10 protein-coding genes and 1 pseudogene are annotated in these 12,669 nt (G+C 35.0%); 1 reads left to right on the top strand and 10 read right to left on the bottom strand.

Annotation, left to right across the window (positions count from 1 at the left end; all coding sequences use genetic code 11):
* Positions 1 to 108: 108 nt before the first annotated feature.
* The 7 genes and pseudogenes from LZ480_RS09310 to LZ480_RS09280 form a co-directional block, all read right to left on the bottom strand.
* Positions 109 to 741, bottom strand: coding sequence for a type 1 glutamine amidotransferase family protein (locus tag LZ480_RS09310; protein WP_241369132.1), 633 nt, complete (start codon positions 739 to 741; stop codon positions 109 to 111).
* 75 nt (positions 742 to 816) lie between these two features.
* A complete protein-coding gene (locus tag LZ480_RS09305; RefSeq protein ID WP_241369131.1) occupies positions 817 to 1,779 on the bottom strand; it encodes a helix-turn-helix transcriptional regulator in 963 nt (320 codons plus the stop codon).
* Positions 1,780 to 1,842: 63 nt separating this feature from the next.
* Positions 1,843 to 2,147, bottom strand: a pseudogene (locus LZ480_RS09300) (helix-turn-helix domain-containing protein); the annotation flags it as partial.
* 41 nt (positions 2,148 to 2,188) lie between these two features.
* Positions 2,189 to 2,602, bottom strand: a complete 414-nt coding sequence (locus tag LZ480_RS09295) for a GNAT family N-acetyltransferase (RefSeq protein WP_241369130.1) — start codon at positions 2,600 to 2,602, stop codon at positions 2,189 to 2,191.
* Between the two features lie 22 nt (positions 2,603 to 2,624).
* Positions 2,625 to 3,662, bottom strand: coding sequence for a serine hydrolase domain-containing protein (locus LZ480_RS09290; RefSeq protein ID WP_241369129.1), 1,038 nt, complete (start codon positions 3,660 to 3,662; stop codon positions 2,625 to 2,627).
* A gap of 402 nt (positions 3,663 to 4,064) precedes the next feature.
* Complete coding sequence (locus LZ480_RS09285) at positions 4,065 to 4,610, bottom strand: GNAT family N-acetyltransferase (protein ID WP_241369128.1); 546 nt, start codon at positions 4,608 to 4,610, stop codon at positions 4,065 to 4,067.
* A gap of 335 nt (positions 4,611 to 4,945) precedes the next feature.
* The gene (locus LZ480_RS09280; RefSeq protein ID WP_241369174.1) at positions 4,946 to 5,293 is read right to left on the bottom strand and encodes a VOC family protein; all 348 of its coding nucleotides are present in this window, start codon (positions 5,291 to 5,293) and stop codon (positions 4,946 to 4,948) included.
* 346 nt (positions 5,294 to 5,639) lie between these two features.
* Here LZ480_RS09280 and LZ480_RS09275 point away from each other — a divergent pair, with 346 nt between their 5' ends.
* Positions 5,640 to 5,831, top strand: coding sequence for an IS66 family transposase (locus LZ480_RS09275; protein ID WP_332844034.1), 192 nt, complete (start codon positions 5,640 to 5,642; stop codon positions 5,829 to 5,831).
* A gap of 477 nt (positions 5,832 to 6,308) precedes the next feature.
* On the opposite strand, the gene LZ480_RS09270 is transcribed toward LZ480_RS09275, so the two are convergent.
* The 3 genes from LZ480_RS09270 to LZ480_RS09260 all read right to left on the bottom strand — a co-directional run bounded on the left by LZ480_RS09270 (position 6,309) and on the right by LZ480_RS09260 (position 12,628).
* On the bottom strand, positions 6,309 to 8,540 hold the full coding sequence (locus LZ480_RS09270) for an S-layer homology domain-containing protein (protein WP_241369127.1): 2,232 nt from the start codon (positions 8,538 to 8,540) through the stop codon (positions 6,309 to 6,311).
* Positions 8,541 to 8,804: 264 nt separating this feature from the next.
* On the bottom strand, positions 8,805 to 9,389 hold the full coding sequence (locus tag LZ480_RS09265; RefSeq protein ID WP_241369126.1) for a helix-turn-helix domain-containing protein: 585 nt from the start codon (positions 9,387 to 9,389) through the stop codon (positions 8,805 to 8,807).
* Between the two features lie 152 nt (positions 9,390 to 9,541).
* A complete protein-coding gene (locus LZ480_RS09260; RefSeq protein ID WP_241369125.1) occupies positions 9,542 to 12,628 on the bottom strand; it encodes an efflux RND transporter permease subunit in 3,087 nt (1,028 codons plus the stop codon).
* Positions 12,629 to 12,669 lie beyond the last annotated feature (41 nt).

The following is a 12,669-nucleotide window of genomic DNA, read 5'->3' as shown; positions in this document are numbered from 1 at the left end:
TAGGGGTAGCGTCAGGAAAATGCGGATTTACAACGATAAGGGTATTCCAAATTAAAAAGCCCAACTTCTCTGCAAATCAAAATAGAGAAATTGAGCTTTTTATTTATTTCATTTATTTATTGAATTCATTAACTGGAAGAAGTATTCAGGTTTATGAGTCTTATTTAGATTATACCATGAATGTAATGCATCTGGTGTAAATACATCTATTTTTTTCAGTACCTCCATTGCAAATTCCAGAGGAGCTATTCCTGATGCAGTAACTAAATTCGCATCAGATACCGCAGATCCCAACTCATAGAACTTTTCTCCTTTATAGTTAGGACATACCATTTTAGTATATTCTAAGTTATTACTTGTATGCTTTCTAGTATCCAAGTATCCCATATTCGCGAGGGCATCAGTTGCACCACAAATTGCAGCAACAATAGTGCCAAGCTTTAAAGCTTGGCCAATTCTCTCCAAGATAGGTTGATGAATTTCTTCACTCCAAGTAGTCCCTCCTGGTAAAATTAAAAGATCTTTACTCTCAAGAATACATTCATCAAGGGAAATATCTGGTTTTATGCTCAGTCCTCCCATAGTAGTAATCATTTCTTTATTAGCTCCTACTGTAATTACTTTTAAAGGTGCTAAATCTTTTTTGAAATATCTTCCTGAGTTTAGTTCAGCAATTAAATATCCATATTCCCAGTCTGACATTGTATTAAAAACATAAAGATAAACTTTTTTTGTTTGCATCCAATAACACTCCAATCACAATTGATATAGACTATTATAAAATAACTTCCCTGACAGTTAACGTCAGGGAAGTTATCATACTTGATGAAATTTTATTAGTTCCGACAGAACTTCAATAAGTCTTTTCTTAAGACTTATTGGCTCAATAACTTTAATAGATTTATTGTACGGTAAAAGTAAATAAGGTACATATGTATGTATCATATCTTTTTCAAGAAGAAAAACTGCTTGATTTGAAGTCCGTTCTTGTAAATAATGTCCTAAAAACCAATGTTGGCAAATATCAGCCAATACACTTTTATCCCCATTAATAACCAAAGAAATAATCCCTTCCTTATCTTCTATAGTTGGAAGAAGATTTTTTATAAAAAAGTCACGTGCTGAAAAATTTTCTGGCCGGTTAAACTTATTTTCGGTTAGCGTTAGACTTTCAATTCGGTCTACTCTAAAACTACGGATATCATTCCTAAGATGACAAAATCCAATCACATACCACTTGTTATTCCAATAGATAATTCTGTACGGATCGACCAATCTATAATTTAATTGCTTTTCGCCACTTTTATGGTAAAGAATTTTTACTGAGTACCTGTCAGCTACGGCCTGCTCCAACTCCTTCAAAAAAGGTTCCATAGAGAGTGAACTTAATCGGCTTATTACTTCAAGACTAGTTAAATGTTGGTTTATCTTTGTTTCCTGCTCTTGATTTGAATATTTGCTTAGCTTTGAAATAGCCCTATTTAGTGCTTCGCCACCATAATATCCAGCTTCTTCTGCAAAAACAGCAGCATGATAAAGTGAAGTTTGCTCCTCAAAATCAAAAAAAAGAGGAGCCTCAATAAAAGTATTCAATAAAGTGTATCCACCGTTATGTCCTGGTTCTGAAATTATAGGTACGCCACTTGTTGAAATTGTATCAATATAACGATACACAGTCCTTATATTCATCTCTAACTTTTCTGAAATTTGTTTTGCAGTAATTTTTTCACCTGAACGAAGCATCCATAGAATTGCTAACATATTGTCAATTTTAGGCATATAATTCCACCTCTTTATAAAATTTATTTTCTATTATATATTTCCGATTTTTGGTATAACTCATCAACTGTTCCTTTCCGATAGCTTTCTATATAATGAGGCCCTAGACACATTTGTAATTTCACAAATTTGATTTACAGTCATATCTCCCTCTTTATAAAGCTTTACTGCATATTTAATCCTGCGTGGTTTTTATGATATTTCTTTAAACGGCCTTTAAACTTACCTTCTTTCTTAGCTAGATCAATCCCTTCACGTTGGCGCATACGGATAAGATCTCGTTCTAATTGGTTAACACCAGCCATTACCGTAATTAAAAATTGGCTGTATGGATTATCTTCTGATAAATCCAGCCATGTATCCTTGAGATAATGACTATATTACTTATTAGGTAAAAGGAAAAACGTGTTCAGTCATTAAAAATCCATACATTAAATTCCTCATTTTGTTCTTGTAAATACCATCCTGATTTATCATAATAATCATTAAAATCGGAATCAGTCGGACATAATGAAATGATAGGTAAATCATTTATCGTTTTTAACATCTTTTTTAATAACCCTTGACCGCGATAAATTTCACTAATCGCAAATTGGTATAAAGATATTCTGTTTTGAGTTTTTTTTCGGTAAAACCGAAAAGCCCCTACCACTTGCCCTTCTACTGTTGCCACTATCATTTGATTTCTTCTTATGGCTGCTTTAACTCCAAAAGGACAAAAAAACTCTTCAGAATAGACCGCACTGTTATTGCGTTCTAAATTTTCGTTGAAGAACGATACAACTTCAGATATATGAGTTGGATTTGCCAAGGCTATCTGCATATTTCTCCTCCCTTAACACTTTTTAAGATAAAAGTGATTTGTATATTTCTCCTATAATACCTTCCATTTGATGAACACCTAATTCTGCATTCGTCATTATGACTGCACCTTTTTCTAAATACGGATACGCCACCATCATACATTGAAAACCCACTCCCCAACCAAGTGATGTAATTTCTAGTTCTTTTTCTGAGCCTTCAAGAAACAAACCTAATCCAGTCCAACTTTTACCTCTTTGTGAGGTTATCATTTCTTTTGCTAAACTTTCCGAAATACCAACCTTGCTTTCACCTTTTACAGCATTCATTAACTCAAGAACTAATTCAGCTAAATTCAAAGAAGTTGTCCATAATCCAGAAGCCGCTGGATAAGGATATATAGGAAATTTTCCATCTACTAATTCACCGTTTTTGTTGTGACCACCAGAAAAATTTTGTCTATCTACTTCCAACATTGTTGTATTGAAATAGCTATTTGCCATTCCTAATGGTTCAAATATTTCCTCATTCATAACTTGATGAAATGGTTTTTTCGTAACATCTTCTATAAGTTGTTGAATAATACAAAAACCTGCATCCGAATAATGGAATTCACTTTCTGGTTCACACTTGACGTCAATAGGAGTTTTACAATAAAGGGTTTTCCCCTCTAATAATTCAACCATCGAAGTAACACCCATTTTCGAGATCAGTTCAGGAAAACTACCTTCAGGGTCTTTAATTCCAGATTGATGACTTAGTAAATTCCTCAATGTCACTTTTTTATTTTTAGTAAAATCATTTTCTGGTACTTTCCACGATTTAAGATTTCCATTCACATCATCATCTAAATCAAGAAGTCCATCCTCTACTAGCTTCATTACAAGTATTCCTGTTAAGAACTTACTAATTGAACACGCACTAAAAATAGAATCTTCATTTGCCTTTCTATTGCTTTCCACTTCTAATAAACCGTGATTATCTGTTCCACTAATTTCACCGCCCTCAATCAATGTAATACTTAAACCTTGCACATTGTAATGTTTCATTCGTTCTTGAATGTTAATGTTTTTTAATTTCACAATTATCCCCCTTGTTAGTATTATCAAATAAACTATAACACGAATGTATGTTCTTTTATGTCTATTTGTAAAATAAATATTTCTTCAACTAAAATGCAAACTTATATAAAAAACCGGTAGACAATTTTTAATTTCTAGGTAAAAACAAACCTCGTATCTTGAGCATATTTTTGCTCAAAATTCGAGGTTTTACCTGTTTATCACTACTATTTTCAAATTAAAGATTGATTATTCCGGAAAGCGAATCTTAAACTAACCTACCCGTTAGTTTAAGTGTAACATTTCACAATGGATCACCGAAGCCTAATTGATGTTTTAGACATAAAAATAGACCATCGAAATGATGGTCTTGTTTAACTAAGCTCCCGTTAGTTGAAGTAGGGTGTTTAACATTTGAATAGCTTATTTCCATTCAATTGCCAAGACCCCGTAAATAACGTGGTCTACATAATGGTCATATAACCACTCTGCTTGTCTTATTTCCCCTTCCTTTTTGAAACCGAACCTTTCAGGAAGCGCTCTACTTTTTTTATTTTCAACTGCGATTCTAACTTCAATTCGATTTAGTTTAAGGTCATTAAATCCGTAATCAATTACTGCTTTGAATGCTTTAGACATTATACCTTTCCCTTGAAATTTTTCACCCAACCAATATCCCACAACACCTAATTTGTTAGCCTTATTTATTTCATTAAATCCGATTGTGCCAGCAATTTCCCCATTATATATAATTGCAAATGATTGTGGATATCCCCCATTTTCAACAAGCTCATTACATCTTGATTGAATATTTTGTGCAGTATCTTCTATACTCTTTGTATAATCGAGCCAACCAAGCCACTCTTTTAAATAAGCCTTTGAATTAATCGTTAAATCATAGAACTCTTCTGAATCATCTTTATTAAATAATCTCAAAGAAACTTCATTATCAACCTTATGTACTAACATAATCCACACACCTCTTTCGATTTTCCTATAGTTATTAACTATAGATATCTTAACATTAACAACAATCAGATTATTATTCCAGTAATTTCTAATTGAACTAACCTGCCTCTTTAGTTCAATAATAAAAAAAGAGCTGCATATGCAACTCAAAGATCTTCAAGTAAAGCCCCCGTTAGTTTAAGTACATTCTTTCACAATGCCTTATCCGTTAAGTAAACTACTTCAGCACAATAATTGAAGAACGTACTTTATATTATACAAAAAATTTTGTTCCAAAATCGCAATGTTCTTCAAGTATTGCCATCGTTAGCTTAATAACAAATGTTCACATCCCGTTATTTCTCCCACAGCTCGATCAGTCGACCTTCAGGATCTTTAATCCAAATAAACGTTCCAAATTCACTAATCTCTTTTTCCTTTTCAAGTGGTACACCAATTTGTTCAAGATGCTTAATAGTCTCGTTTAGATCATGTACTTGGAAATTTAACATCACTTGTTGTTCTGTTGGAAAATAGCTGTCATCCTCGGTAAAGAAAGAAAAGATAGTCTCATTTCCTAATTGGGGTTTAATCACAGTCCCATTCCAAATTTCTAAATCAATCTTCAACACTTCACCGTACCATTTTTTTACAACATCAATATTCTTAGTTCTCCAAAATATTCCTCCGAAACCTTTTATCATCGTATCTAACTCCTGTCTGTCTTTAATTTTTTTATTTTTCGATTTAATGTTATGTCCTTTCTTCAACTATACTGCCCGTTAGTTTAAGTGTAACATTTCATAATGGATCACCGAAGCCTTTTTGATGTCTTAGACGTAAAAATAGACCATCGAAATGATGATCTTGTTTAACTAAAGCCCCCAATAGTTGAAGAACAAAAAATTAAAAGAATTCAAATAATCCATTTACAAAATAATCATATACGTTTTCATCAATAATCTTTTCCCCGTAACCTACAAAAAAAATTTCTTAATCTATTTCAATTTCAAAAGCATTGGGTTTTGAGCGTATAGCCAATGATACGTCATACTTTGGGTCTCCATAAGCTCCGAATACACATTAAATCGTGTACTTGAGTTAAAAACTTTTCTGTTCGATGGTCGGATTGATATTGATAATAATCCAGCTGAAAATGCAACTCGTCATAGTGTGAACGGCTTAAAAAACTGGCTTTTCTCTGCTAGTGAAGCTGGTGCTAAAGCAAATGCGATCGGTTAAGTTTTGCTGTTACTGAAACATCAAAAGCTAATGGTAACGACTTCTATCAATACCTAGTGACTTTATTGACAGAGCTGCCGAATTTACCGATCCATCATCAATCCAAGATTCCAAATAATTACATGACTTAGTCGAAAAATATCCAAGCCACATGTGCAAAATAGTCATCTATCCGAAATAAATTTCAGATAGATGGCTATTCGTCTTACTTACCTAAAAGGTGCGTTATTTTTTATATTTGGGGCTTACTATTCGCCACTCGTTTGAAAAGCTTCAATACGAGACTGCCATAAAAGGCGAAGTTCTGATTGTTTCGTAAAAAAACCGCAACTAAATTACTGTCATGATTGTCTCATGTCAGTTGATTTAGTAGAAGGTGTGTTGTATTTGTCACTTACAAATGTAATAATCCCCTTGCCATTTGGATAGCATGGGAATTATTACATTTATTGGGCGCTTTGCTCGCCCATGCACTTATTAATAGTTGTCAATCTGATATTCGTTCATCTTATGGGCTAAACGAATTGTCACTTGTGCTAATTGTGCATACGTTACTTCACTTTTTGGCTTCAGCTGATTATTTTCCGCTTCAAGTAATCCCATTGCATACGCTAATGCAACATAGCCACGTAGTTCCTTATCTACTTGTGCAGCATCACTGTAATTTAACTCATATATATCACTAAGTTGTGCTGGTTTATTTAGCTTCAGTGAACCAATTACCCATTTTGCTAGTTCTTGATTTGAAAGGGATGCAGCCGCATTAAACGTTTTAGTAGACGCGTCAAGCATGCCCATTTTCAATGCACGTGTTACAAATGGATATAAAGCATGATCTGGCGCAATATCCGTAAACGATTGATTCGTCGTTTCAAACTCATTATATCTAGAGTTATAATACATATATGTTACAGATTTCAGTAAAACTTTTAGCGCTTCCTCTTTTGTAACGGGCGCATCTGGATTGAATGTTTTATCTATCTCTAAAATACCTGCATGAATTAAATAATTTAATTCTTCCGCAGCTGTTGGATGCTCGATTGTCGGCTTATCTGAACTAGCCATACCATAAGCATCTAACCATTCCCCTGTTTTTGCATCAATGACAGCATTTGAGCCTTCTTTGAAGACCGGTTGATAGGCTAAGCTATAATGCTGCTCATTTTCCACTTTTGGATGGTTTACATATTGTAACTTCAGCTTTAACTGATTTTTCAACAATTTTGTTGCATCTTGTTGTGTCAAAATATCTGTCGCTGCTGGCCACTCGATATCATCATACGCGTTCACATACAAACTTAATAAATCCCCTGTTTTTGCATCGACACTTACTGAGATTTGGTCTCCTACTACCGTTAAACCATTTACAATACGTGGGAACGTAAGATAATAACTGTCATTATAATTCTCATAAAAGCCCTCATCTACTGGTAATGCATACTGATTTGCATAAGAAGGTACCCATTCTTTTACATATGCAATCGCCTTTTCTAATGCCTGTTGTCGTGTTAATTCTCCTTTTGTATTACTGTCATCCTCTTGTACTTCGATGCTATTTTTAATATCACTATAATTAATAATTTCCCCTGTTACTTTATCAATTGTTAATACAGTGCCTGTCCCACCATTTCTATATTGATACATATATTGAATATTATATACTGCCTTACCAGTCTCGGTTGTTGTCTCTTCAATGGACTCAATCGATAATTTAACACCTTTTTGATCTGTTGCAAGCAACTTCTGCGCCATCGCTTTTGCCTGCTCGGATGTTAAGTTCGGCTGTTTTGCCGCTAATGCTCCCGTCACAATCGGTGTAATCGCTTGATTTGATAACGTTGAGGATAGCCCTTCCGTTGTTAGCCATTCACCCGTTAGAGCATGTACACCTGATGTCACCTGGCTATTCGGTTGATAAACAAGCTTTACTGTGTAATCCCCTGTTGAATAATCCGTTTCAATCTGGTATGACAACTGCGCTTTTAATGCATCTCGTAAACGGCCGGCAATGACTGATTCACTTTGTTTCTTGGACGGATCATCATACGTAAAATTACCTGTGCCATTTTGTGTTGTTTTATAATAAGATGTTACTGTCCCATCCCCTAATACACCTATACTAATAGATTGGTCTGAAATCGTTACACCAGACTTTTTCTTCATATACGTAAACGAGTATTGAACGGGTTGCGTTAAAATAGATGATGAATAATAATTATATTCATTTGGTACAAGCTCATAATCTCCACCTTTGTCGAACCTTTCCATATACTTGTCCGCTACTTTTTGCGCTTCATCTTTTGAATATTTTGCTGGGAACAATACATCCTTTGAAGTTATTGGTTGATAATGAAATTGTTCTAACTCTAACGTTTCTCCAACGAATATAAAGCTTCCATATACATATTGATTATCAATGTTCTTTGAGAAATTAAGTTCATAACGCTCCGTAGTGTCTTTAGGACGTGAGAAGCCTGACCCCATACGAAAATCTTTTTCGGTTACATTTTGAAACTCACTTGGAAATAGCTCTCGAAAACGCTTCATTAAATCATTTTTTGTTACCGTTGTATTCGTTTGTGCGACTTGAATTGGCAATGTCTCCATACGCTCATTTCCAAACGTTGAAGCACTTGCCATTGGTGCTAATAAGCCAACAGATAGCGCGGTTGCAGATAATAATACACTCGCCTTTTTAAAAGTTACCATTCTTTCATCCTCCTACCTCTTTTTCGTAAAACATTTGTTTACACTTCCATTATACATAATTTAGGAATAAAAAGTTTAGCATTTGCTATAATTACCCATAAATTCAAAACGTTCACGCAAGTTTGCAAGAACGTAGACGACTAATTTTCCATTATTAAAAACAATTCAAGTACAATAAAAAGCAGCATCCAATTTTTTTGGACACTGCTTTTTCTAAATCAATAATACCTTGGCGTAATTGTGTTTGGATACCCGCTGAAAAAGTTAAATATACTGATAAAGCAACCCATCTCGCGTATCAAACCACAATAATATCCCGTGTTTTTTCTTCGGAATATTGACCTGCAATGCCCATTCAGGGAATTGTTTGTACAGCTGAATATGATCGCCCGTTGCAAATGCCACAAATGAAACATAATGTTCTTTTGTCATCGGGTGTTCGACAGTAATCGACCATTGCATATCAATTTCTTCCACCGATAATTTTTGTTCATCCGTCGCTTTAACAGCCTCTAGCGCTTCTAATTTTCGCCCACAGCAAGCGACTTCAAAATTTCCTGTTGAAAGTCCGATATTCATACAGCTTGGACAAACATAATAAGTAGATTTTTTCATATTTCCTCCTACAAAGTCATTCGATTGTATTTCACCATCTAGTAGTGTTTCGATATTTACTTCGAGGATGGTTGATAAATGGGCTAGTAATGTAATATCTGGGCAACCTTGACCACGTTCCCATTTCGAAATTGTTCGGTCGGATAAATATAACGCATCTGCTAATTCCTTTTGCGTCAATCCTTTTTGCTTTCGCAATGTCATAATAAGTTGCCCAATCTTTTCCTTATTCATCAACATCCCTCCATATACTTACTTTATATCTAAATCACTTGTGCTACAACAAACGCTCCGTAGAGTTTCACCACTTATTCGCTTCCATTCTTAATTTTAGTGCTAAAAAAGCCTGTACGGAAGCTTTCTCCATACAGGCTTCAAATATTTTATTAATTCTCTTCCATATCTTTACGATTTTTCTTCATCAGTTTTGAAAGAACTTCATAAACGATAGGAACAACGACTAATGTTAATAATGTAGATGATAATAAACCACCGATTACCGTAATTGCTAAGTCTTTTGAAATCAGACCGCCACCGCCGCCACCAAATGCCATTGGTAACATCGCACCAATTGTCGCAATTGCTGTCATTAAGATTGGACGTAAACGTGTTGCTCCAGCTTCTAAAATGGCTTCACGCATGTTCATACCATCACGTTCCATATGGATAATGCGGTCTACTAATACGATGGCGTTTGTTACAACGATACCAATTAACATCAGTAAGCCCATCATTACAGACACCGAAATCGTTTGATCCGTTGCCCATAATCCTACCCAAGAACCAATTACCGCGAATGGTAATGAGAATAGAATTGCAAACGGCGCTAAACCTTCACCGAATGTTACAACTAAGATGAAGTATACAATCGCAATTGCAGCGAGCATTGCTACACCTAATTGAGTGAATGTTTCAGCCATATCTGCTGCAACACCACCGACCCCAGTTGTTACACCCTTAGGTAAGTCTAAGTCTTCAATTTTTTCATCTGCACTAGATGTAGCTTTTGAAATATCTTTGTCTGTTATTGTTGCAGACACCGTTGCAAAGTATTCACCTTTTTGACGAGAAAGTGAATTTAATGTTGTACCTTCTTCAACTTCTACTAAGTCACCAATTGTCATTGTTTGACCTGTCATCGTTTGAATTGGTGTTTTTAGTAACTCATCGATGTTCGCCGAAGCTGATTTAGCTTCACGCTGAACGATTACATCAATATCATTACCATCCGATTCAACTGTAGTTAATACTTCTTTTGAATTATTTGTTTGTAATGCCATTAAAATTTGAGCTGTTGTTAGACCATATTGTAATACGTTCTCTTGCTCTACTTTTAACACATGCTCTACATATGGATTTGACGCGTTCGATTTAATATCTTCTAAACCTTCGATATCGACTAATACGCCTTCAACTTGTTTCACCGCATCATTTAGCTTATCTAAATCTTCACTATACAATGTGTAGCTTACTTCGTTTGAAGACATACCCATTGCGAAGTTTTGCGTTTTCCATTCGCCAGTTTGACCAATGTTAAAAATATACTCTTCTACTTCTTTTTTCGCAGCAGGGAAATCCTCCATGTCTGGATCAAAGATTAAGTACATTAATCCACCACCAGCTGCGCCACCTGTCATCATAGCCGATGCATCTGTTGTTGTTTCCGTGTTTACAGATAATTGTAAAATATCAACATCATCACGTTTCATTAATTCTTTTTCAACAACTTCAATATTCGCTAACGTATCGTCGATTAACTCACCAGTTGCTGGTGTGTAAGTTAAATACATGACCTTCTCTTCTTGAGATCCCATGAAGCTGAAGCCGATTAATGGCGTTAACGCTAAAGAACCAACTAACATGACAATCGCAATGATTGAAGTAATCCATTTATGATTTAAACATTTTTCTAGGAAGTTACGATATGTTGTAGCTAGTTTTCCAACTTCTTTGTGCTGACTTTCTGATTTTTCACCGTAGATTTTTTTACGGAATAATGTATGAGAAAGTGCTGGTACAATTGTGATCGCTACGATTAATGAAGCGATTAATGCAAATGACATTGTTAATGCGAATGGAATAAATAATTCGCCCACCATACCACCAACAAACATTAACGGTGCGAATACGGCAATTGTTACTAATGTTGAAGATAAAATTGGCTTGAACATTTCAATCGTTGCTTCACGAATTAATGCACGGCCTTTTAATTTTTCATCTTTTAAATGCATACGACGGTAAATGTTTTCAACCACTACGATTGAGTCATCGATGACACGACCTATCGCTACCGTAATCGCACCTAGCGTCATAATATTTAATGTAATATCCATCCAATGCAGTAACAGTAATGCCATGAATACTGATACTGGAATAGAAATAATAGAAATAATAGTAGATTTGAAGTCACGTAGGAATAATAGGATAATTAATACCGCGATTAATCCACCGAATACCGCTTTTTCAATCATCGTAAATACTGAATCTTCTATTGGCTTTCCTTGGTCTAACGAAATATCAATTTTTAATCCTGAAATTAAATCTTGCTCTTCCTCGATTAACTTTTTCACAGCGTTTACAACTGTTACCGTGTTGGCATCTTGACCTTTAACCACTTGAATTGAAATTGCATCTTTACCATTTGTACGAGACACCGACTGAACTTTACCTACTTTTTCAATCGTTGCGATATCCCCAAGTTTTACAAATGGTACTGGGTTTGTTTCAGATGGCGTCACAGGGATTAACATTTCTTTTAAGTCTTCCTCTGTTTTAAACTTACCATCTATCGCTACCGCTTGCTCACCATCTTCAAATTCATATAAACCTAATGAAACCGCTAAATCACTTGCTTGAATCATTTGCTTCACTGAATCTTCAGTCAAGCCCAATGCTTTCATTTTTTCTTCATCATATGTGAACGCAACTTGTTCAATATGTTGACCTGTTACAGTCGCAGAAGCAACACCATCAATTTTGTTTAACTTCGGTAAAATTATGTCCTCTACTGTTGAAGTTAACTCTGTGATGTCTTCCTCTGAACTACTAACAGATAACGCAATGACTGGCATCATATTCATACTGATTGCCATAATTGAAGGTTCTTGTGCGCTTTCAGGAATCGTAACATTATCTAATGCCGATTCTAGTTGGCGTTTCTTTTCATCCATATCCACGCCATATTCATATTCCACTTGAATTTGTGAAACATTTGAACTTGATGTAGAATACACCGCTTTTACATCTTCTAAACTTTCAACTGCCTTTTCATAAGGAATTGAAAGCTCATTCATAACCTGTTCTGGTGTCGCACCAGGATACACACCCATTACAATTAAGTACGGAATTGAAATATCTGGAATTGACTCCATTTTCATTCGAGAAGCCGAATAAATACCAGAGAAAACAATGATGATTGTTAACAACCATACTGCTAGCTTATTTTTTAATACGAAATTAACTAAGCCCTTCACGGTTTCACCTTACCTTTCTTGACTATATGTAACCACCATTC

The sequence above is a fragment of the Solibacillus palustris genome (assembly GCF_022549215.1).
Lineage (GTDB): Bacteria > Bacillota > Bacilli > Bacillales_A > Planococcaceae > Solibacillus > Solibacillus daqui.
Note: the sequence above shows the minus strand (reverse complement) of the source record. Positions and strands in the feature narration are given on the sequence as shown.

What these genes read in the sequence shown, in the direction of transcription:
- LZ480_RS09270 (WP_241369127.1), bottom strand. Translation starts at nt 8,540, where the DNA reads ATGGTAACTTTTAAAAAGGCGAGTGTATTATTATCTGCAACCGCGCTA.
- LZ480_RS09265 (WP_241369126.1), bottom strand. Translation starts at nt 9,389, where the DNA reads ATGAATAAGGAAAAGATTGGGCAACTTATTATGACATTGCGAAAGCAA.
- LZ480_RS09280 (WP_241369174.1), bottom strand. Translation starts at nt 5,293, where the DNA reads ATGATAAAAGGTTTCGGAGGAATATTTTGGAGAACTAAGAATATTGAT.
- LZ480_RS09305 (WP_241369131.1), bottom strand. Translation starts at nt 1,779, where the DNA reads ATGCCTAAAATTGACAATATGTTAGCAATTCTATGGATGCTTCGTTCA.
- LZ480_RS09295 (WP_241369130.1), bottom strand. Translation starts at nt 2,602, where the DNA reads ATGCAGATAGCCTTGGCAAATCCAACTCATATATCTGAAGTTGTATCG.
- LZ480_RS09310 (WP_241369132.1), bottom strand. Translation starts at nt 741, where the DNA reads ATGCAAACAAAAAAAGTTTATCTTTATGTTTTTAATACAATGTCAGAC.
- LZ480_RS09285 (WP_241369128.1), bottom strand. Translation starts at nt 4,610, where the DNA reads ATGTTAGTACATAAGGTTGATAATGAAGTTTCTTTGAGATTATTTAAT.